The following is a 21,214-nucleotide window of genomic DNA, read 5'->3' as shown; positions in this document are numbered from 1 at the left end:
CGATGGGGATGTACGCGGCGACCATGGTGGACGGGGTGGCCTACGGGCTGCTGCTGTTCACGGTCAGCGCCGGACTGGCCCTGATCTTCGGGGTGCTGGACGTGCTGAACCTCGCGCACGGCACCCTCTACCTGGGCGGCGCGTACCTCGCCTGGTCCGTCACCGACGGCGGTCTCACCGCGCTCGCACTGGCCGCGCTCGCCGCGATGGTGGCCGGCGCCGCGGGCGGTGGACTGCTGCATGTGGCACTGCGCCCGTTGCGGGCCGGTGCCGGCCATCTCGACCAGGCGCTCGTCACCCTCGGTCTGGCATTCACCGGCGGCTGGGTGTTCACCGAGCTGTTCGGCGCCGCTCCGCTGCCCGCCGAGCCGCCATCAGCCCTGGCCGGGTCGGTGCCGATCGCCGGGCACGGCTATCCGGTCCACCGGCTGCTGTTCATCGCCGTCGCGGCGCTGCTGGCGGTGGCCCTGCATCTGGTGGTCCGGCGTACCCGCGCCGGGATCGTCCTGCGCGCCACGGTCAGCGATCCGGCGATGGCCGCGGCGACCGGCATCCACACCGCCCGGGTCCGGATCGCCGCCCTGGCCGTCGGCGGCGCCGTCACCACCCTCGCCGGGGTGCTCGGCGCCCCACTGCTCGGTCCGGCCCCCGGCGTGGACGTCCAGGTGCTGATCATGTCGCTGGTGGTCGTGGTGGTGGGCGGCGCCGGTTCGGTCCCGCACACCCTGGCCGCCGCACTGCTGGTGGGCCAGGTCCAGACCGTCGGGGTGATCACCGCGCCGACGATGGCCGCCTTCCTGCTGTTCGCACTGGTCCTGCTGATCCTGGTGACCCGGGGGAGGACGGTATGACCGGCTTCGTCCTCGCCCCGCGGCACGCGCTGTGGGCCGCCGGGCTCGCGGTCGCCGTGCTGGTGCCGACGGTTGCCGGTCCGCATCCGGTGACGATCGCCGCGTACACCATGGTCTTCGCCCTGCTCGCGGTGAGCACCCAGCTGCTGATCACCGGCGCTGGGCTGCCGGCCTTCGGCCAGACCGCCTACCTGGGGGTGGGCGCCTACACCGCCGCCCTGCTCTGCCGTGCCGGGCACACCCAGGCGCCGCTGCTGCTGGCCGCCGCCACGTTCACCGCCGGACTGGCCGCCGCGGTGACCGCGCCGATGCTGCTGCGCACCCGGGGGACCACCTTCCTGATGGCCACCTTCGCGGTCCAGTCGCTGATGGCCACTGCCGCGTCCCGCTGGACCACGGTGACCGGCGGCGACGAGGGCCTGCACGTCCCGGCGGCCCATCCGTGGCCGGGCGGTCCGCCGCTCACCGGTCCCGCCCACCTCTACTGGTTCGCGCTGGCCGTGGTCACGCCGGTGGCCGCCGGCCTGTGGTTCTTCCAGCGTTCCCGCATCGCCCTGACGTTGCGGGGCATCGCCGGGCACGAACCCCGGATGACCGCACTGGGCCATCACGTCACCGGCACCCTCACCGTGGGGTACACCGTCGCCGGAGTGGTGGCCGGTCTGGCCGGTGGCCTGCTGGTGGTGGTGAACCGCTATCTCTCGCCGGCCGACATCGGCTTCGAGACCGCCTCGCTGGCCCTGCTGGCCGCCGCGATCGGTGGTGGCGGCCTGCCCGGAGCAGCTCTTGGAGCAGCCCTGGTGGTGGCGGTCCGGGACGGTGTCGGCGCGGGCACCGACGGGTTGAGCCCGCTGCTGCTGGGCCTGCTCTTCCTGACCGTCGCGTACGCGCGCCCGCTGATCGCCCGCCTCGGGAGGACCGGATGACCGAGATCCTGAGAGTGGACGGCGTCACCGGCCGGTACGGCGCGGTCACCGCCGTGGACGACGTCACCCTCACCGTGACGGCGGGCAGCCGGCATGCGGTGATCGGCCCGAACGGCGCCGGCAAGAGCACCCTGCTGAGCCTGATCGCGGGCAGTCTCCGCCCCTCCGCCGGCCGCCTCGTCCACGCCGGCCACGACATCACCCGTGTCGGCCAGGCGGCCCGTGCACGGCGCGGCATCGGCCGTACCTTCCAGCATCCCGGCGTCATCGCGTCGCTGACCGTCGCCGACAACGTGGCACTGGCCGTCCCGCCGCGACGGCCCGGCACGGCCGTGACCGATGCGCTCAACCCGGCCGCGACGGCCGTGACCGACGCGCTCGACCCGGCCGGGATGGCCGTGACCGATGCGCTCGACCCGGCTGGGATGGCCGTGACCGACGCGTCCGACCCGGATGGGATGGCCGTGACCGATGCGCTCGACCTGGTGGGACTGGCCGCGCGGGCCGGAGAACAGGCCGGCCGTCTCCCGTATGGCCAGCGTCGCCTGGTCGAGATCGCCATGCTTCTGGCCGCCTCGTCCACCCTGCTCCTGCTGGACGAGCCCTCCGCCGGACTGGCTCCGGACGATGTCCAGCGGCTCATCGCGGTGCTGCGCGCACTGCCCCCGGAGATCACGGTGATCCTGGCCGACCATCATCTCGACCTGGTCTGGCAGCTCGCCGGCACCGTCACCGTGTTGCATCGCGGCCGTCGTCTGTGCACCGGAACCCCCGGCGAGGTCCGTGCCGACCCGGCGGCCCGCGAGGCCTACCTCAGTCCGGGCGCTCCCGGCCGGCGCAGACCGCACGACCCCGGTCGGCCGGAGTCCCGGTCCGGTGCGCCGATCCGCCGGGGTGCGGTGGCGCTGTCGGTGACCGGGCTGCGTGCCGGCTACCGGGGTGCCCCAGTCCTCGACGACGTGGATCTGGAGGTGACCGAGGGCACCGTGCACGCCCTGCTCGGGCGCAACGGCGCCGGCAAGTCGACGCTGCTCAACGCCCTGGGTGGGCTGCTCGCCCCAGCCCTCGGCAGCCGGATCCGGGTCCATGGGGCGGATCTGCCGATCGGCCGCCCGCATCGTTTCGCCGCCCACGGTATCGCCCTGGTCCCGCAAGGCCGACGCCTGTTCAGCCGTCTCACCGTCGCCGAGCACCTGAGGCTGGCGTCTGGTGCCCGGGGTTTCGAGCGGGCTCGGGCCATCCGGTGCCAGCCGCCGGTGTTCTCCGGTTCCCGGGGATTTGAGTGGGCTCGCGTGTTTGCCGGGGACCCGAGGTCGGCGTCCGGTGGCCGGGGTTTCGAGTGGGCTCGCGTGTTTGCCGGGGACCCGAGGTCGGCGTCCGGTGGCCGGGGTTTCGAGTGGGTCCGCGCGTCTGCCGGGGACCCGAGGCCGGCGTCCGGTGGCCGGGGTTTCGAGTGGGTCCGCGCGTCTGCCGGGGACCCGAGGCCGGCGTCCGGTGGCCGGGGCTTCGAGTGGGCTCGCGCGTCTGCCGGGGACCCGGGACCGGTGCCCGGCGGCCGGGACGATGAGTGGGTCCGCGCGCTGCTGCCGGACCTGGACGATCTGCTGCCGCGCCGGCCGGACCAGCTGTCCGGTGGTCAGCAGCAGATGCTGGCGCTGGCCCGGGCGCTGCTCACCCGGCCCCGGGTGCTGCTGCTCGACGAGCCGACCGAAGGCCTGGCCCCGGCGGTGACCGACCGGCTGGCCGAGGCTCTGACCATGATCGCGGCCGAGGGTGTGGCGGTGCTGCTGGCCGAACAGAACGTTCGGTTCGCCCGCGGCGTCGCCGACCGGATCACCGTGCTGGACCGGGGCCGGGCACTGTCCGGCGACGGCGTGGCGGACCACATCGACCGGCTGCTCGGCATCGCGGCCGGAACGGCAGGTGCCGGGTGACCCGGTACGGGTCACCCGGCACCCTGTCAGCCGGTGAGTCAGGCGGTCGGCTCGTCCACCTTGGCCCGGCCGGCCGGGTCTCCGTCGGCCGCCGCTCGTGTGCCGGGCTCGCCGCCGTGTACCGGACGCGTGCCGGGCTCGCCCTCGTGCGCCGGACGCGTGTCGGGCTCGCCGCCGTGTGCCGGACGCGTGCCGGGCTCGCCGTCAGCCGCCGGGCGTGCGCCGGGATTGCCGCTGGCCTGCTCGGCCGTGAGCTGGGGCCGGCCGGGCCACCAGAACCGGTCGCCGGTGAGCGTGGCCAGGGCGGGCACCAGCACGGTCCGCACCAGCAGCGTGTCCAGCAGCACACCGATGCCGACGATGACACCGATCTGGGTGAGCGTGACCACCGGCAGCACGCCGAGTACCGCGAAGACCGCCGCGAGCAGGATGCCCGCGCTGGTGATCACCGCGCCGGTGACCGCGAGGGCGTGCACCATGCCGTCCCGGGTGCCACGGGCCGGTGCCTCCTCCTTGGCCCGGGTGACCAGGAAGATGTTGTAGTCGACACCGAGCGCCACCAGGAACAGGAACGAGAACAGCGGCACCGAGTTGTCCAGTGCCGGGTAGTCGAAGACGTTCCGGAAGAGCCACGATCCGGCGCCCAGCGACGCCACGAAGCTGACCACCACGGTGGCCATCAGCAGAACCGGGGCGACCAGGGCGCGCAGCAGCACGACCAGGACCATGAACACCACGATCAGGATCACCGGCACGATCACCACCAGGTCGCGGCGGGCGGCGTCCCGGGTGTCCAGGGCGGTCGCGACCGTGCCCCCGACCAGGGCGTCGCCGTCCAGACGTTCCCGCAGGTCACGGATGGTGTCGAAGGCTTCGGCGGTGTCCGGCGCGGCGACCAGCACGGCGCTGATGCTGACCTGGGTGGCGGTCTCCTCGGCCACCCGGGCCTGGGCGACACCCTCGGTCGACGAGACGGTGGTGAGCACCTGCTCGGCCTTGCCCGGCTCGGCGAGGATCACCGCGGGACCGGCGGCGCCGGCCGGGAAGTACTTGCTGAGCGTCTCCAGGCCGCGCACCGACTCGGCCTCGACCCGGAACTGTTCGGCCTGGGACAGCCCGACCTTGGTGCCGAGGCCGCCGAGGGCGAGGACCCCGAGCACCAGCACGGCGGCGGTGGTCACCTGGACCGGCCGGTGCACGACCATCCGGCCGACCCGGGCCCAGAAACCCTTGCCGTCCTCCGGCCCGGCCTGCCCGACCCGGGGGATGAACGGCCAGAACAGGCCGCGCCCGCAGAGCACCAGCGCGGCCGGCAGGACGAGCAGCGCGAAGACGGCGGCGATCAGCACACCGGCGGCCGCGGTCAGGCCGAGGGCGGTGTTGCTGCGCAGGCTGGCCAGGACCAGGGTGAGCAGGGCGAGGATGACGGTGCCGGCGCTGGCGGCGATGGCCGGGCCGGCCCCGCGCAGGGCTTTGGCCATGGCCTCGAACCGGTCGTCGTACTTGTGCAACTCCTCCCGGTACCGCGAGATCAGCAGCAGCGCGTAGTTGGTGCCCGCGCCGAACACCAGCACCGTGACGATGCCGGTGGTGGACCCGTTGATGGCCAGGTCGGTGTGCTGCGACAGGATCGAGATGAGCTTGGCGGCGAGCTGATCGGCGAACCCGACGACGAACAGCGGGACGATCCACAGGATCGGGCTGCGGTAGGTGACCAGCAGCAGGATCGTGACGACGACGACCGTGACGATCAGCAGCCGGGTGTTGGCGCCGCTGAAACTGTTCGACAGGTCGGCGCTGAACCCGGCGCCGCCGGTGACCTCGGCGGTCACTCCGGCGGGCAGGCCGGTGGACACCTTCTGCCGCAGCTCCTCGACTGCGGCACTCGTCACACTGGCGTCGCCGGTGGCCTCCAGCGGCACCGTGACGATGGCCGCCTTGCGGTCCTCGGACAGGATCGGCTGGCCCAGGTCCTTGACCGTGACCAGGTCGGCGTCGGTCAGCGCCTGGCCGCCTTTGGCGACCACGATCAACGCCGGGTTGGTACGCCCGGAGGGAAGCTCCCGTTGCAGCTCGGCGACCCGTGTCGACTCGGCCGAGGACGGCAGCGACGAGGTGGGGTCATTGTCGGTCTCGGTGGACCCGGCGAACCCGAAGACGAGCCCCCCTAGCAGCAGGGCCAGGAGGAGCGTCGCCCATGCCCTCTTCATGCGGTGTGCCCCATCTCTATTTTTCCTTCAAGAATAAGAATCTTTACGATCGAGATTGTTCACGACTGGGAGTGGATCTGCAACACTTACCCCCGTGGAAGGATCAGAGGCCGCGGAACGCGCGCGGTTGCGCCGGGAACTCGTCGATCTGCTGAACGCCTACAGCACCGAGGCCCAGCACATCGGTCACGCCTTCGCCAACCAGCACCGGCTGCACGCCACCGACATGCAGGCCCTGCTCGCCGTGATGCAGGCCGAGCGGAAGGGCAGTCCGCTCACTCCCGGACGGCTCGGCGAGACCATCGGCCTGACCTCCGGCGCGACCACGGCACTGATCGACCGGCTGGAACGCGGCGGCCACCTGCGGCGCTCCCGGGAGAGCACCGACCGCCGGGTCGTCCATCTGCGGTACGCCGAGGCCGGGATGGCCCTGGCCCAGACGTTCTTCACCCCGCTGGCGCCCCGTACCGACGCGGTGATGAACGGATTCAGCGTAGGCGAGCTGGAGACCGTGGAGCGCTTTCTGAACGGCATGATCGGCTCGCTGGTCTCCTACCGCGACGAGCTGCGCGAGAACTGAGCACCGCGCCCTCGTCTGGCCACCCCACCCGGACCGGCCCTCGCCGGGGTGGCCTCGCCCCGGTCACGCTTGCCGGGATCGGGCCGGTCCGGGACGGCCCCGTCGTTTGCAACGCACGTGCACCGAGGCTCCTCCCCAACCCGCCGGGGTCGCTGCCGATCGAGAGCGATGTGCAAACCGAGCTGCTCTTCGCCGAGGCCGACGCCCTGCTCGCCCGTGGCCGCGCCCAGAACGCCGCCCGCCTGCTGGCCCCGTTCGTCGGCCGGGAACCGGAGAACACCGGCGGCTGGCACCGGATGGCCCGGGCCCGCCTCGACCTCGGCGACCCGGCCGGCGCACTGCTCGCCGCGCAGGCCGCGTGGCACCTGGATCCGTACGGCATCGAGTCGCTGTACTGGCTCAGCAGCGCCCACTCACAACTGGGCGACCACGCCGAGGCCATCGCCGCCGCGGCCGCCGCCTGCCGGGAGGACCCCGGCAACCCGCGCCTGCACACCCGGCTCGCCGCCGCGCAACTGGCGGCCGGCCTGCCCACCGACGCCGCCGAGGGTCTGCGCGTGGTGGCCGACATGGCCGGTTACGACGCCGATTTGATGGTGACGTACGGCATGGCCCTGTTCGCCATCGGCCGCCCGCTGAGCGCTCGTGAGGCGGTAGGCCGGGCGCTGGCGATCGATTACAGCCACGCCGGCGCGCGCAGTGCCCTGCGCGCGTTCGAGCTGGCGATGAGCACCGCCATCGACGCCGCGTCACTGGCCCTGGCCGCCGACGAGTACGCCGAGTCGCTGCGCATCCACCCCGGCCGGCCCTCGCGTTCCCACCCCGGCGCGGCCCGGACCGCGGTGGCCCACGTGTCCCGGGTGGCGGTCCTGTGGTTCCTGGCCGTTCTGGTCGGCACCGGGATCCTCGACGGCGTGGGCCTGCTCACCGTGCCGTCCAGCCTCTACTTCGCCCTGCTGTGCGCGGCCGGCGCGGTGGCCTGCGTAGCCGCCCTGGTACGCCCCACCCGCTAGCGAGCTTCGTGATCGAGGTCAGCCCGCGTGCCGAGTTGTGGCTCGAATCGAGCCACAACTCGGCACGCGCACGTGGAGGGTGGCCCGCGGGGCTTCGCACGGGCGTACCCAATCGGAAGTTTTCTTGCGACCGGGTGTGGCAGGCTTTCGCCTCCCGGACAGGTAGGGTGCATGGACCAACAAGAGCGGTTCCGGGCGCTACACCGGGACACCTACGCTGACCTGCTGCGTTTCGTCGAGAGACGGGTGCCGGCGGATGAGGCGGAGGACATCGTGTCGACCGTCTTCCTCACCGCGTGGCGACGGTTCAGCGACATCCCCGACGATGCGCGACCGTGGTTGTTCGCGGTGGCCAGACGTGTGATGGCCAACCAGACCCGTGGTTGGTTGCGCCGCAAGGCACTGGACGTCCGGGTGGGTGCCGCCGAATCGCACGTCCCCGACGGGGCCCTCGGTGCCGACACCCGGCTCGACCTGGTCCGGGCATGGAAGACCCTGAGCGTCGGCGACCGGGAAGTGCTGGCCCTGATCGCTTTCGACGGCCTCACCGCCGATCAGGCGGCCACCGTGCTGAACTGCCGGCGCTCCACCTTCGCCATGCGCCTCACCCGGGCCCGCCGACGCCTCCAAACCGCCCTCGGCCCCGACCCGTCGTCCTCGGCCGGGCCGGCCGCACTGGTGAGCGGTTCGAGTCACCTTCCGCCCGGCCAGCGAACGGTCGCACCGGTGAGCGGTTCGGGTCACCTTCCGCCCGGCCAGCGAACGGTCGCACCCCCGTCCTCCTTTCCCGGCGCTCTGCCCGCCTCCACCGCCATGATCATCAAGGAGCCGCAGCCGTGAACGACCTCGACCGCATCGCCGTCCTCGACCCCGCCCGGGACCGCGAACCGACCGCGATGGAGCGGGCCCGCTCGGAGGCTTTCGTGGAGCGTGTGATGGACGGAACCGCCCACACCTCCACCAGCCGGACCCCGATGGTGCGGCGCTGGGCCGTCGCCGGTGCCGCCGCGATGGCCGCCGGAGCGGTAGCCGCCGTCGCCGTGCCGGCCCTGGTCCCCGGCACGGCCGAGGAGGCCATCGCCTCGTGGACCGCGATGCCGACCGCCCGCACCGGTGACCAGGTGCTCCCGCAGGCTCGGGCGTGCGCCGCCAACGGGGTCAGCGGGACCACGATCGCGAAGCCGTCCGACGTCATCCTCGCCGAACAGCGCGGGGACGCCACCCTGCTGATCATGCGAAAGGGCGGCAGCATCGTCGAATGCCTGATGGTCGGGGACGGCGACCGGGCCGCCTCGATGGGACTGGCCGACGCCGGCGGCCTGCCCGCTCCCGCCGAGGGGACCATCAACCTGGAGACGATGAGTTCCTACGGCAGCGACGACGACCAGTGGTCCAACATCGTCGGCCTGGCCGGTCCCGGAGTCACCGCGATCGAGGTCCGCCTGGACAGCGGAGCGCTCCTCCAGGCCAGCGTGAAGTCCGGCTGGTGGGCGGCCTGGTGGCCGGGCCCTGAGGGCGGCGAGGTCGACGCCATGACCATCACCGTCCACGCGGGCGACCGCACCACGTCGTTCCGCCCGTCCGAGCTGCCCTGAGGTTCGCCATTCATCCGGTGAAACGTCAGTCCGTGCCGTTTCGAGAGTCCCGGTGAGACGGTGGCCCGTGCCGCTCTGAGGGCCGCCTTCACGTGTCGACCCGCCGGCCCGTGCCGCTTCGAGCGTTACCGCTGACGTGGTGCGCTGCCGGTCCGAGCCGCTCCGATGACGGTCACCTTCGGTGAAGCGCCCTCTGAACCCCCGCCCCGGGACCGCTCCTCACATCGTGGGACGTCCACCTCACCGTGAGGTCTCGGCACCTCAACCGCGCACCGGCCGTCCCTCGGGGCGGCCGGTCGCCGTCGTCGTCGGCGGGGCGGTCCGTCGCTGGATGCCGGTCTCGTCCGCCCGCTGAGCCATCATCGCCCATCCAGCCCGTCGCTCCGCCGTTGCTGCCGCCATGGTCATCGCTCTCAACGGCCAGGTCAGCCGGTGCCCCGCATACGAGCCTCCGGTTCCGCCGCGCTGTCCGGTGCCCTTCCTTCGCTATCGCGCGGCGGTCGCGATTCGGTTCACTGACTGTCGCGGATCTCCCGGAGGATGCGGGACAGTTCGGCCCGGTCGGACGGCTGGAGTCCGGCGAACAGGCGCTCGCCCTCGGTGGCGCGGGCCTCGCGGATCCGGCGGGCGGTGTCGGCGCCCGGCTCGGTGAGGACGACCAGGGTGGCGCGGCGGTCCGACGGGTCCGGTTTGCGCTGGACCAGACCCCGGCGCTGGAGGTCGTCGATCACCTCGGTGGCCGAGCGGGGTGCGATCCGCAGGTGCTCGGCGAGGGCGCTGAGCCGCATCTCACCATGTTTGGACAGCACCATCACGGCGCGGGACTGCGAAGGTGAGATGTGCAGCGGTTCCAGGGTGACCCGGGTGTGCTCACGCAGCCGCCGGGTGACCGCCCAGAACGCTTCCAGCAGGTTGTCCTCCTCCACGGGAACAAAATACCAGCGACTACCGTTGCTCCCTCATGATGAGGTAACCTCAGCATGTCGCCCGAGCCGAGACAGGGCTCGGATACCCGTACAGAAAGGCACCGCTCTTGGCGGAAATCCCACGTCGCGGCGCGCCGCGGAGACCGACCCCCGCGGAGAAGGCGCAGGCTCGCGCCGTCTCGTTGCGCCGCATCGGCGCCCTCTTCACCGGCCATCGCCGGCAGCTCGCTGTCGTCGTCGCCGTCATCGTCGTATCGTCCGTGATCTCGATGGCCTCACCCTTCCTCCTGCGCGAGGTCATCGACGTCGCTCTTCCACAGTCGGATCTGCGGCTGCTCGTCCTGCTGGTGGCCGGCATGGTCGGTGTCGCCGCGGCCACATCCGCGCTCGGCGTCGTGCAGACCTGGATCTCCACGACCGTCGGCCAGCGGGTCATGCACCGGTTGCGCACCGACGTGTTCGCGCACCTGCAGCGGCAGTCCGTGGCGTTCTTCACCCGCACCCGCACCGGTGAGGTGCAGTCCCGGATCACCAACGACATCGGCGGCATGCAGCAGGTGGTCACCTCGACCGCCACCTCGGTCGCCGCCAACCTGACCACCGTCGTCGCCACCCTGGTCGCGATGGCCGCCCTGTCCTGGCAGCTCACGCTGGTGTCGCTGGTCGCGCTGCCACCGGCGATCTACTGGACGCGCCGGGTCGCCAGGATGCGCCAGGCCATCACCGCCCAGCGCCAGCGTGAGCTGGCCGACCTCAACGTGATCATCGACGAGGGCCTGTCGATCAGTGGGGTGCAGCTCGCCAAGACGATGGGCGCGACGGGGGCGCTGACCAGCCGGTTCGCCGCATCGTCGGCCCGCCTGATCGACCTGGAGCTGCGTTCCGAGCTGGCCGGCCGCTGGCGGATGGCCACGATGAACATCGTCTTCGCCGCCATTCCCGCCGCGATCTATCTGGCGGCCGGGCTGCCGTTCGCCGCCGGCGCGATGAGCATCGGCACGCTTGTCGCGTTCACCGGATTGCAGGCCGGCCTGTTCCGTCCCCTGATGAGCCTGCTCGACGTCGGCGTCACGCTGACCGCGTCGCTGGCGTTGTTCCAGCGCATCTTCGAGTACCTCGACCTGCCCGTCGACATCCGGGAGCCGGCCGCTCCGGTGCGGCTGACCGAGCCACGAGGGCATTTGAGATTCGAGGACGTCACTTTCGTGTACGGGGAGGGCAGCACCGCCGCCCTCGCCGGTGTCAGTCTCGACGTGCCGGCCGGATCGTCGCTGGCCCTGGTCGGTGAGACCGGCTCGGGCAAGAGCACGATCGCGGCCCTGATCGCCCGGCTGTACGACCCGGGTTCGGGCCGGGTGACGATCGACGGGGTGGACATCCGCGACCTGGCACTGTCCGACCTGGCAGGCATCGTCGGTGTGGTGAGCCAGGAGACCTACCTGCTGCACACCACGATCCGGGAGAACCTGAGATATGCGAAGCCCGACGCGACAGACGCCGAGATCGAGGCCGCGGCCCGCGCCGCCCGGATCCACGACCTGATCGCCGCACTGCCCGACGGCTACGACACGATGGTCGGCTCCCGGGGCCACCGCTTCTCCGGCGGCGAGAAACAGCGGATCGCGATCGCCCGCACGCTGCTGCGCGACCCCCGCATCCTGGTCCTGGACGAGGCGACGAGCGCGCTGGACAACGAGACGGAGCGTGCGGTCCAGCAGGCCTTCGACACCCTGTCAGCCGGCCGCACCACGGTGACCATCGCCCACCGCTTGTCCACGATCCGCAACGCCGACCAGATTGCCGTGATAGACCACGGCCGCATCCTGGAATCCGGCACCCACGACACCCTCCTCCAGCACGGCGGCCACTACGCGACCTTGGCCCGCTGACCCGCGCCGCACCCGCCCGGCGGCCATCCTCGCCTCACAGCCACCTTGGCCTGAGGTCGCCCCGGCCGGTGCCCGCCCGGTCCGTGGCCCTTCGGCCTGTGGATGGTTGTCCGGCTACCGCTCGACCGGGGTCAGTTGCCCGGCGGCGGTTTGGGTTCGGCCCACTGTGGGATGACATTCATCGTGGCGAGTGCTTTGGCGCCCGACCTCCGGGGCCCGCGGAGATGGTTCTGATCTGTCGCGCGATACCGGTGGCAGTGCCGGCTGACGTTGCAGCTGTGACGACCTGGGCGGCGATGGTGGGCCGGCGATTGGCGTACCCGATCAGGGGGTCGTGAATCTTTCGAAGTGGACGACCTCGTCGAGGGGGCGGCGTTTCGGCTGGGACCAGCGGCCGCGGCTCGGGTGGCCGATCGGGATCAGGGCCATCGTCAACGCGTCTTCGGGGAGGCCGAGTAGATCGCGGACGTCCTGTTCGTGGCCGATGTGCAAGGTCGTCAGCGTGGCGCCGAGGCCGTGCGCCCGGGCGGCCAGGATCAAATGCTGAACGGCGCCGTAGATCGAGGATCCCAGGCGCGGGTTGGTGGACTTCGCGGCACCCAGCATGACCGGGATGATCCAGACGGGCGCCTCCTCCAGATGGTTGGCCAGATGATCGGCGGCCAGGAAGCTTGCCCGGCTCATCGGACCACCCGCGGGCGCGTTCAGGATCTGGTCGCGACGTGAGCCGTAATGACGTTCCCAGCCCTCCCGGTACCAGCAGGCGATCTGCTTCTTCGTCTCCGGGTCGCGGACCACGATCCATGCCCAGAACTGCCCGTTCCCGGCGGACGGCCCGCGGATCGCGGCGTCCAGGATCGCGCGGATCACGTCGTCGTCGACAGGTTCGGTGGACAGGTATCGACGGGCCGGCGTCGAGTGCAACGCCTCCAGCAACGGCAACGCGTTCGGGTCGGTCATGCCCGCAGCCTACTGGCGAGTAGGGCATTTAGGGCGGCTGATGACCGGCATACTTTCCGGTCGGGCGGAAGCGCAGCGGCCGATCACGGTATTCCTCCAGCGCGTGGGCGAGCCAGCCCGCGGTCCGCGCCACCGCGAAGATCACCTCGCCGGCTTCCGCGGGCATCCGGTGGTGCAGGGTGAAGGCGGCGAGCGCCAGATCGATGTTGGCGGCAGTGCCCGACCTGGCCCGCATCGTCTCGTCCAGCCGCAGCGCGGTCTCCTTCGCCGGACCGTCTTCGATCAGCCCGAACAGTGCTCGCGCACGCGGGTCGCCGGCCGGGTGGAGCGGATGTCCGAAGCCGGGGACCGGCCCTCCGTGGCGCAGGTGATCGGAGACGGCCGCGATCGGGCCGGACGGGGCGGACGCCGCCCTCACCATGTCGTACGCGAGACCGCTGGCAGCCCCGTGCAACGGTCCGTCCAGTGCGGCGAGTCCAGCACTGACCACCGCATAGGGATGTGCCCGTGTCGACGCGGCGATCCGGGCCGCGAGTGTCGACGCGGCGATGTCGTGATCCGCCAGGAGCACCAGCGCGGCGTTGAGAGCGCGCAGCCCCGATTCGCTCGGCTCCGCACCGGTCAGCCGATGCCACAGTGCCCGGGTCAGGGAGGCGGGTGTGACGGCGGCGCCGGATGTCGGTGCCAGGCCGTGCACCATCGTCGCGATCAGCTGACGGCCGGTGGCGATCACCGCGGCGGGAGTGGTGTCGAAGCGGAGCGGGTCAGCCGCTGAGACCGCGGCGACGATGACGCGCAGCCGGTCGGTGAGGCGGGCGGTCGCCGGCAGCCGGGACGTCAGGTCCAGGGCGAGGTCACGCATCTCGGAGTGCACGGGGAAGGGCTCGGCCGTCCGCTCCCAGGGCCGGCGTCCGTCGTCTTCCGGTTCTGGAGCGGCGCTCACCTCGCCCGTCCAGAGCAGGGTCGCGACAGTCTCGTAGGAGGTGCTGCCGGCCAGCCGGATAGCGTCGTGGCCCCGGTAGTAGAGCTGACCGTTCCTGATCAGGGTGATGCCGGTTTCGATGCCGGGGGTGGTGGGGCGTTCGCGGCCGGCTATGAAGACGTCGATGTCGGACTTGGCGAACAGGCTGTTCTTGCCGTCGGCGTTGCGGCGGCTGGCGAGGAGGCCGCGGCTGACATACGAATACACCGTCGCGGGTTTGACGCCCAGCAGAGCAGCGACCTCCGCGGTGTTGAGCAGCGGTTCCGGCACCATGTCGCCATCCTCTCATATTGACTGGATCAACATTGACATCAACATGTCTGATCCCCACATTGAGGGCATGCTGACTGTCAATCCTGGGCTTGCCGGTGTCGTCGCGTTCGACACCGAGATCGCTGAACCCGACCGGGACGGCGGGGCGCTGCGATACCGCGGCGTTGACATCCGATCCCTGGCCGGGCGGGTGTCGTTCGGTGATGTCTGGGGGTTGCTCGTCGACGGTGACTTCCAGAGGGGTCTGCCGCCGGCCGGGATCCTGCCGCCTGTGGACGGCTCCGGGGACATGCGTGCCGACCTGCAGGCGGCGGTCGCACTCCTCGCCCCGCGCTGGTCTCTGGGGCAGCTGATCGACATCTCGGGCGAGCGTGCCCGGGAGGATCTCGCCGCCGCCTCGGCCGCGGTTCTGGCATACGCGGCCCGGATCGCCCGCTCGACCCCGCGGCCGGGTGACGCGGCGGACCGAGGGCTTCCGCCGGTGCCGCAGCGCCTGATCGATAACGGCCAGACGGCCACCGAACGATTCATGATCGCCTGGCAGGGGGAACCGGATCCTCGCCATGTCGCCGCGATCGACCGTTACTGGATCTGTGCCGCGGAGCACGGCATGAACGCCTCCACGTTCACCGCCCGGGTTGTCGCCAGCACCGGTGCCGACGCGCCGGCCTGCCTGTCCGCCGCGATCGCCGCGCTGTCCGGTCCGCTGCACGGCGGGGCGCCGGCGCGGGCACTCGGCATGATCGAGGACGTGGAGCGGGGTGCGGATCCCCGGCGGTATGTGCGGCAGCTTCTGGACAGTGGCCGACGGCTGATGGGTTTCGGACACGCCATCTACCGTGCGGAGGACCCTCGGGCCCGGATCCTGCGGGCGGCCGCCCGGGAGCTGTCGGCGCCCCGGTACGAGGTGGCCCGCGCACTCGAACTCGCCGCGCTGGCCGAACTCCGCGAACGCAAACCGGATCGGGTGCTGGCGACGAACGTCGAGTTCTGGGCCGCGGTGGTCCTCGATTTCGCCGGTGTGCCCGCGGAGATGTTCGCCACCATGTTCACCAGCGCCCGGACCGCGGGCTGGAGCGCGCACATCCTGGAACAGAAGCGGCTCGGCAAGATCATCCGCCCGTCCGCCGACTACGTGGGCCCCGCCGAGCGCGCCGCCGCCGACGTCCCCGGCTGGCCCGAGCGCGCCGCCGACGTCCCCGGCCGGCCCGAGTGCGCCGCCGATGACCTCCCCGGTTGAGCCGCGCCCGACGACAGCGCCGCCGGTGCGCTCCGACGTTCCAGATCAACACCGATCCCGATTGCGTACGGGGAACGCAAGCAACCGCCACCCCCGGACCGGGGCCGTCGACAGTTGATTCGTCGCTCAACGACGAGGGGGCGTCACGATCTCCGGCTCCGGATCTGGATCACAGGGAGAGCCTCGCCACAATAGCGACACTCCGGACAACCGCATCCAAATCGGGGATAGTCGGGTTATCGGGTCGGATAGCGCCGCTGAGCATGGCGCTCCGGCCGGCCGTTCACCGGCGGCCTCCGATCATGCGGAAGGCGTTCGATGGTTGTCACCTCCCGGGGAACCGCATCCGACGGCACGCCCGAGAACTCGTCAGGTCCGGCCGCGGTGCCCGCCCGGCCCGAGGACCGGCCCAGCGGATCGACATGGATCTCCGCGTCGACGAGGGCGATGCCGTCCACATCGTCCACATCGGCGCGATCGACACCGATTCCACCCTTGCCCGGCCCGGGAGCCGCACGGCGGGCAGACGAGGCCCGGGAGACCGGAACGGACACGCCACCCGCGGTCACCGCGGTGCTGACCGGGATCGCCGGTTCGGGTGGCGGCACCCCCGGAGAAGACGCCGCCCCGGGGCCACACCCGCGCGGCGCGGTGCTACGTGGTGACGGCCGGGCCGGCGACTCGGGCGGGCGGGTTTCCGCTGCCGAGACGTCGGCCGCCGCGACCGCGGTGATGATCGGGGTGGGCGGCGTCCACCGTGGTCGCGGCGGGGAGCCACGGCTTGCCGAACGGGGCATGGCGACCAGGCCGGACGACCACGGTGTCGAGCCGGACGCTGGGACGACGGCGAGGATTCGGGTGGACTCCGCGCCGGTGCCGGCGGGTGTCACGGCGGTCCTGACGAACGGTCCCGCACCGCGACCCGGTATCGCCGGGACCCCCGACGGTGACGGCGCGACGGGTGCAGACAGCGCCGGTTCACGCCGGCGCCCGGTGGTCCTGGTCCGGGTCGGCGACCGATGGGTGCCACCGGCGGCCATGCTCCTGACCGGCTCGCCCGGCCGGGAATTCGCCGGTGCCGGACCAGCGGGTGGCCGGGGAAGCGGGACCGGGCGGGCGATCGGTGCGAACCCCGGGGTAACCGGCCCGGGAAGCCACCCGGCGGTGGGCCCGGCGGCTCGCCGCCCGGCCGCGGGTGTCCCGCTCCAGCACCTGGCCCCCGTCGGCGGCGGATCCGGCCGGAGGGAGCCGGCTCGTGCCGTGACCGCCGGTGGGGACGCCATGGTCGCGCTGGGGCGCGGCACCTATGCGTCCGGGCGCGGCCGGACACCCGGTCCCGGGCGGCCCGGGGACGCGCCTCGCACCCCGCCGGCGCAGTACAAGGCAGCGCGGGGGACCGCTGCTCTCGGACGGGCGGTGGCGGTTCTGGTCGATAGTGCCGGACCGCTGGCCCGCCAGGCCCGGAAGCGGCCCGTTCTCACGGTCGGGCTGGTCACCGTCGGGGTGGGGGCGGTGGCCGCCTCCGCGTTCGGGACGGCGCCGGCCGGGCCCGAGTTCCGCCCGCCGCCGATCGCGGCTGTCGAAGCGCCGGCGGTGGACGCCTCGGCCACCGCGGCCGTCCCGGGGCTGGCGCCGTACGAGCGGCCCACCGGCGGGACCGGTTCTGGCCCCGTACCGGGAAAGCGGTCGCCGTCTTCGGCGGTTGACCGGAACGGATCGCCGCCTCGATCGACACCGGCGGTGCCGGGGGCTGACCCCGCACCACCGGGGGTGAGGAACGTGCCCGCCCGCCGGTCATCGCCCGGGGCAGCTGTGCCGGTGCCGGGCAGCCCGGCCGCCACCAGGCTCGCGGACCGGACCGCGGCGATCAGTTTCGGGCAACCTCGGGACGGCGACCTGATCAGCGCGGTGACTCCGGTCAGCGGCACCGCTGAACTGCCCAGGAATCATCGGATCTGGATGCTGAGCCGGGCCGGTGCCGACGGCGCGTACCTGGTCGAGGGCGCGTGCCGGGGCGGCCGGAACTTCACCTGCGGAGCGGTGAGCCTGGAGAGCGGTGAGGTCCTCCGGCTGACGGTGATCATCGTCGCTCCGGCGACGGCCCGGACGCTGAGCGCGGGGGAGTTCCGCGAGGTGCTCCCCGCATACCGGGCCCGGAGTGAGATCACCATCCGCCGGGCGGGATGAGAGACGACCCGGTGCGCTCATCTCCGGGCCACCGGGCTCGCCGGGCGCGCGCCGCGGGCGGTGGCGGCGGCGACCGCGCGCACCACCGCGGCGTGGCCGACCGGCAGCAGCCGGGCCAGCAGGTCCGGGGCCTTGGCGCTGAGCGCGATCAGCAGCCGGGCCTTCCGCTTCGCGACGGCCCGCAGAATCTGCTCCGCGGCCTTCTCCGGGGGGAAGCTGAGCAGCGCGGCGAAGCGTTTCATCTGGGCTTCGAACTCATGCCTGGGTACGTGGGACCCGATCAGCGCCGACTCGGCGATCCTGGTGCGGACGCCTCCGGGATGGACCGTCGTCACCCCCACGCCGTTGTCGAGCAGTTCGCCCCGCAACGCCTCGCTGAGCCCGCGCAGGGCGAACTTGCTGGCGCTGTACGCGCTCTGTCCCGGTGGCGCGATCAACCCGAACAGACTCGACATGTTGACGAGATGACCGCCGGGTGTCGCGGTGAGCGCCGGGAGCAGCGCGTGGGTGAGCAGCATCGGAGCCCGGAAGTTGACGTTCATGACGTGCTCGAACTGGTCCACCGTGACCTGGTCGAAGCGGCCGCCGAGGGCGATGCCCGCGTTGTTGACGAGCAGGCCGATCGACGGCCGCTCGTCCAGGATCCGGCTCGCGGCCGACTCGACGGCGCCCCGGTCGGCCAGGTCGGCGACGATCGTCCGCACGGTGAGCGACGGGTGGGCGGTCCGGACGCGGTCGGCGACGGGGGCGAGCCGCTCCTCGGCAACGTCGATCAGCACCAGGTCGCTGCCCCGCGACGCCAGGCCGTAGGCGAGCTGCTCACCGATGCCGCCGGCCGCCCCGGTGACGACGGCGGTGCGCCCGGCGAACCGGTATTCGGGAAGGCGACTGGTCATCAGATCCCTTTCGTCGTCGGTGCGGGCCGGCGGGGGTGAGGCTTCATGTCCCGGGTGCCGTCGGCTCGTGGGGTGCGGAGCCGGTCCAGCGGATGGTTCTGCCGGACCGGCCGGGGGTCACGGCAACTGCCGCAGAATCGTCTGGTCGGTGATCCTCTCATCGTCGGCCAGCAGGAACGCCTTCGACAGGATCACCGAAAGCCGCTCGTCGTCGAACGGCAGCGTGACCCGGGCGGCCTCACCCGGACCCGGGACGACGCACAGCCAGGCGTCGTTCGGCTCCACCAGGATGTCCGCCGAACCCAGATGGATGCGGTAGACCGCCCGCGTCCCGCGAACCCGCAGGAAACGCTCGGTCAGCTCGCAGCGATCGCCGATCCGGAGCCGGGGCAGCAGACGCGCCAGCACGTCCCGCCGGACCTCGGCCGTCCCGGAGAGAGGACCGGAGGACACCGATCGCCGGTACGCCCGGAAACCCTCCTCGCCCCGGTCCTCCCACGTCTCATCGGCCGCGATCGAGGCCACGCCGACGAACAGGTCCACGTCGCGCATCGCCTCACTCAGCACCCGCACCGGCACCTCGCCGACCGGCGTGGGCTCCCACCGGCAAGCGTTTTGTTGACCTCCTTGGCCAGGGACCGCACCGGCGGCGGGACAGGCCGGCCCCTGGTGCGGCGTGCCGTCGCCTTGTCACCGATGATCTCGACCGGGGCGTCGGCCGCGGCCAGCCCGTGATCGTCCACGGCCATCTCACCGGCCTCGCCGGGAGCCCAGCCTCTGGTGGTGCCCATCCGGTCCAGCGCGGCGAGAACCCGGGTGCGTAACGCCTTGTTGCGGACCGTGAGTGACAGCCGGACCAGGGCGCGCGCGGCTGCCGGACCGGGACGCCCGGCGAGGATCTCGGCGGCCGCCGCCGTGGTGCGCACCGCCCGTGGCGCGGAACTCCGGCCGATCGGCTCCCCGGCGGCCGTGGCGACTCTCGCCAGCAGCTCCGACACCGGCGTGGACGGGTCGGTGGCGAGCAGCCAGCAGACACCGCGAAGCAGTTGATCATGGTCATCGTGCACCTGGCCGGTCGTCTCGACGAAGGCAGCCGACAGAACCCGCAGCGCTTCGAGCACGACAGCGGACGAGGAGTCCTCGGAGGCGGGCCGGGCCAGGAGGGCGCCGGCCCGCCGCGACCATGCCTGCGACGGGACCGGCTTGCCGAGGGTCGCCGCGAACGTCAGCGCCTCGACCACAGCCGGGTCCGCGCGCCGGTCGCCCAGCGATCCCAGGGCGGTGACCCCGAACCTGTCGGCGGTCCCCAGCAGGCCCGCCGGCATGCCGCCGCGCAGCCGGTCCAGCGCCGCGCGATAACTCTCGATCAGCGCCGGCCGGGACCTGCCGGCGCTGACCCGCTGGTACCAGCCGAACGGGACCTCCTCGGCCAGGTCGGTGTGGATCCGGGTCAGTGCCGGTGCGGACGCGGCCAGCCATCCGACCGGGATCTGCCGGGCGATGATCGCGGGAAGACGGAACGCGGCGTCGTCGTTCCATCCGCCACCCTGGTAGGTGGACCGCAGCGACCAGGGGAGATCGTCCGGCTGCCAGGGCAGCGGCTCGGCGGTGAGCCGGTGGATCTCGTCCGGGCCGCTCCACCGGTGCCGCCCGGCGATCGCGGCCAGATGCCATCGCAGCGCGACCAGGCGCTGCCGCTCCGCCCCGATCTCGTCGCCCAGCTCGACGTCGTCGACCTGGGACGCCGCCGGCCGGGACGCGGGGATCAGGGACTGCCATCGCTCCATGCCCGGCATCATTGCGCCCGGGTACGACAAGAATCGCCACCGCGCACGAGGCTAGGTGAGGATCCACTCCTCACCGTCGGTCACGGCCAGGGCGATCTCCCACAGGTTCATCTCCAGGCGGCCGGCCACCGTCGCGATCTGGCACGCCAGCGTGAAGGCGTCGTCCGCGGTCTCCGGGCGCCGCCCGACCACGAACTGACGGGCACCGTCCCAGGCCGCCACCAGCTCCGCCCGCCACTGCTCGTACCAGCAGCGCAGGACCGCGGGTGGCAACCCGGTCCAGGCCGCCGGCAGGTGCGCCTCGGTGGTCGGGGGCAGCAGCAGCTCGACACGTTCCGGCCGCTGCCAGTTGCGGATCCCGGTCAGGCGATCGGCGTACGGCGGAACCAGCCCCCGCAGCCCGGAGTCGGCACGCACCCGCTCGTACACGTAACGGTTGACGGTCCGCGTCGTCGGATCGGGGACGTCCCGGCGTACGTCGATGGTGAGGAAGCCGGGGACCTGGGGCGTGTCTCCGGTGAGCGGCAGGTCCCACCACGGGCGGGCCAACGCCGGCCAGGGGTCCTCCCGGGCGTCGGGTGTGGTGAACGCGACGCCGGTGGGGGCACGGTCCAGCAGGAGGGGCCGGCGGCCGGTGGACGGCATCGCCGCGTGGGCGGTCCGCCAGGCCGGCAGCACGTCGGCCGGATCCAGCCCGCTGATCATCAGGCAGTCGCCGGGCGCGGGGGTGATCGGCAGGTCGGCGAGCATCGTCGCGCGCAGGGCCTTCCGGACGACGTCCACGTCAGCGGCCATGCGCCGAGTATCCGGCGGTCACCGGCCGTACACCCGGGGATCCACCGAAACGGGTGTACGACGGTTTCGGTGAGGTTGCGGCGGTACTTCCGGGGGCGGGTTCGCCACGTTCGGCCGGTGGGCCGGGGGCTCGCGGCGTGCGACATTGTCGCGACGTTCCGCGCTGAAGA

19 protein-coding genes are annotated in these 21,214 nt (G+C 72.4%); 10 read left to right on the top strand and 9 right to left on the bottom strand.

What is annotated here, in order from left to right:
* The first annotated feature begins 2 nt into the window (after positions 1–2).
* The 3 genes from ACQ0O7_RS28010 to ACQ0O7_RS28000 are packed head-to-tail and all read left to right on the top strand — an operon-like array spanning position 3 to position 3,711.
* Positions 3–851: a branched-chain amino acid ABC transporter permease gene (locus ACQ0O7_RS28010; protein WP_430785990.1), complete on the top strand. Its 849-nt coding sequence runs from the start codon at positions 3–5 to the stop codon at positions 849–851.
* Positions 848–1,777: a branched-chain amino acid ABC transporter permease gene (locus tag ACQ0O7_RS28005; RefSeq protein WP_430785988.1), complete on the top strand. Its 930-nt coding sequence runs from the start codon at positions 848–850 to the stop codon at positions 1,775–1,777. The genes ACQ0O7_RS28010 and ACQ0O7_RS28005 overlap by 4 nt, the downstream gene beginning before the upstream one ends.
* A complete protein-coding gene (locus tag ACQ0O7_RS28000) occupies positions 1,774–3,711 on the top strand; it encodes an ATP-binding cassette domain-containing protein (protein WP_430785986.1) in 1,938 nt (645 codons plus the stop codon). The genes ACQ0O7_RS28005 and ACQ0O7_RS28000 overlap by 4 nt, the downstream gene beginning before the upstream one ends.
* A 38-nt stretch (positions 3,712–3,749) precedes the next feature.
* On the opposite strand, the gene ACQ0O7_RS27995 is transcribed toward ACQ0O7_RS28000, so the two are convergent.
* Positions 3,750–5,921, bottom strand: coding sequence for an MMPL family transporter (locus ACQ0O7_RS27995; RefSeq protein WP_430785984.1), 2,172 nt, complete (start codon positions 5,919–5,921; stop codon positions 3,750–3,752).
* Positions 5,922–6,015: 94 nt separating this feature from the next.
* Here ACQ0O7_RS27995 and ACQ0O7_RS27990 point away from each other — a divergent pair, with 94 nt between their 5' ends.
* The 4 genes from ACQ0O7_RS27990 (at position 6,016) to ACQ0O7_RS27975 (ending at position 9,109) form a co-directional block, all read left to right on the top strand.
* On the top strand, positions 6,016–6,501 hold the full coding sequence (locus ACQ0O7_RS27990) for a MarR family winged helix-turn-helix transcriptional regulator (RefSeq protein ID WP_430785982.1): 486 nt from the start codon (positions 6,016–6,018) through the stop codon (positions 6,499–6,501).
* Between the two features lie 170 nt (positions 6,502–6,671).
* Entirely contained in the window at positions 6,672–7,514 is an 843-nt protein-coding gene (locus ACQ0O7_RS27985) for a tetratricopeptide repeat protein (RefSeq protein WP_430785980.1), read from the top strand.
* Between the two features lie 171 nt (positions 7,515–7,685).
* On the top strand, positions 7,686–8,354 hold the full coding sequence (locus tag ACQ0O7_RS27980; protein ID WP_430785978.1) for an RNA polymerase sigma factor: 669 nt from the start codon (positions 7,686–7,688) through the stop codon (positions 8,352–8,354).
* Complete coding sequence (locus ACQ0O7_RS27975; protein WP_430785976.1) at positions 8,351–9,109, top strand: hypothetical protein; 759 nt, start codon at positions 8,351–8,353, stop codon at positions 9,107–9,109. Before ACQ0O7_RS27980 ends, ACQ0O7_RS27975 begins: the two co-directional genes overlap by 4 nt.
* A gap of 512 nt (positions 9,110–9,621) precedes the next feature.
* Here ACQ0O7_RS27975 and ACQ0O7_RS27970 read toward each other — a convergent pair.
* Positions 9,622–10,035 carry a MarR family winged helix-turn-helix transcriptional regulator gene (locus ACQ0O7_RS27970; RefSeq protein WP_430785974.1) on the bottom strand — a complete coding sequence of 138 codons (414 nt, stop codon included), beginning with the start codon at positions 10,033–10,035 and terminating at the stop codon, positions 9,622–9,624.
* Positions 10,036–10,151: 116 nt separating this feature from the next.
* Here ACQ0O7_RS27970 and ACQ0O7_RS27965 point away from each other — a divergent pair, with 116 nt between their 5' ends.
* Positions 10,152–11,924 carry an ABC transporter ATP-binding protein gene (locus ACQ0O7_RS27965; RefSeq protein ID WP_430786297.1) on the top strand — a complete coding sequence of 591 codons (1,773 nt, stop codon included), beginning with the start codon at positions 10,152–10,154 and terminating at the stop codon, positions 11,922–11,924.
* Between the two features lie 324 nt (positions 11,925–12,248).
* On the opposite strand, the gene ACQ0O7_RS27960 is transcribed toward ACQ0O7_RS27965, so the two are convergent.
* Entirely contained in the window at positions 12,249–12,884 is a 636-nt protein-coding gene (locus ACQ0O7_RS27960) for a nitroreductase family protein (protein ID WP_430785972.1), read from the bottom strand.
* Positions 12,885–12,912: 28 nt separating this feature from the next.
* Positions 12,913–14,139 (bottom strand): citrate synthase, encoded by a 1,227-nt coding sequence (locus ACQ0O7_RS27955; RefSeq protein ID WP_430785970.1) that lies wholly within the window; start codon positions 14,137–14,139, stop codon positions 12,913–12,915.
* Between the two features lie 67 nt (positions 14,140–14,206).
* Here ACQ0O7_RS27955 and ACQ0O7_RS27950 point away from each other — a divergent pair, with 67 nt between their 5' ends.
* Positions 14,207–15,379 (top strand): citrate synthase 2, encoded by a 1,173-nt coding sequence (locus ACQ0O7_RS27950; RefSeq protein ID WP_430785968.1) that lies wholly within the window; start codon positions 14,207–14,209, stop codon positions 15,377–15,379.
* A 236-nt stretch (positions 15,380–15,615) separates the two neighbouring features.
* Here the strand turns inward: ACQ0O7_RS27950 and ACQ0O7_RS27945 are convergent, their stop codons facing one another.
* The gene (locus tag ACQ0O7_RS27945; RefSeq protein WP_430785966.1) at positions 15,616–15,846 is read right to left on the bottom strand and encodes a hypothetical protein; all 231 of its coding nucleotides are present in this window, start codon (positions 15,844–15,846) and stop codon (positions 15,616–15,618) included.
* Positions 15,847–15,874: 28 nt separating this feature from the next.
* Here ACQ0O7_RS27945 and ACQ0O7_RS27940 point away from each other — a divergent pair, with 28 nt between their 5' ends.
* Complete coding sequence (locus tag ACQ0O7_RS27940) at positions 15,875–17,566, top strand: hypothetical protein (RefSeq protein ID WP_430785964.1); 1,692 nt, start codon at positions 15,875–15,877, stop codon at positions 17,564–17,566.
* 17 nt (positions 17,567–17,583) lie between these two features.
* On the opposite strand, the gene ACQ0O7_RS27935 is transcribed toward ACQ0O7_RS27940, so the two are convergent.
* From ACQ0O7_RS27935 to ACQ0O7_RS27920, 4 genes are all read right to left on the bottom strand, one after another.
* Positions 17,584–18,462, bottom strand: a complete 879-nt coding sequence (locus tag ACQ0O7_RS27935; RefSeq protein WP_430785962.1) for an SDR family NAD(P)-dependent oxidoreductase — start codon at positions 18,460–18,462, stop codon at positions 17,584–17,586.
* A gap of 117 nt (positions 18,463–18,579) precedes the next feature.
* The gene (locus ACQ0O7_RS27930; protein ID WP_430785960.1) at positions 18,580–19,035 is read right to left on the bottom strand and encodes a hypothetical protein; all 456 of its coding nucleotides are present in this window, start codon (positions 19,033–19,035) and stop codon (positions 18,580–18,582) included.
* A complete protein-coding gene (locus ACQ0O7_RS27925; RefSeq protein ID WP_430785958.1) occupies positions 19,023–20,249 on the bottom strand; it encodes a hypothetical protein in 1,227 nt (408 codons plus the stop codon). The genes ACQ0O7_RS27930 and ACQ0O7_RS27925 overlap by 13 nt, the downstream gene beginning before the upstream one ends.
* A 51-nt stretch (positions 20,250–20,300) precedes the next feature.
* Positions 20,301–21,044: a hypothetical protein gene (locus ACQ0O7_RS27920; RefSeq protein ID WP_430785956.1), complete on the bottom strand. Its 744-nt coding sequence runs from the start codon at positions 21,042–21,044 to the stop codon at positions 20,301–20,303.
* Positions 21,045–21,214 lie beyond the last annotated feature (170 nt).

The sequence above is a fragment of the Actinoplanes sp. G11-F43 genome (assembly GCF_050589265.1).
In the GTDB taxonomy this organism is placed as follows: domain Bacteria; phylum Actinomycetota; class Actinomycetes; order Mycobacteriales; family Micromonosporaceae; genus Actinoplanes.
Note: the sequence above shows the minus strand (reverse complement) of the source record. Positions and strands in the feature narration are given on the sequence as shown.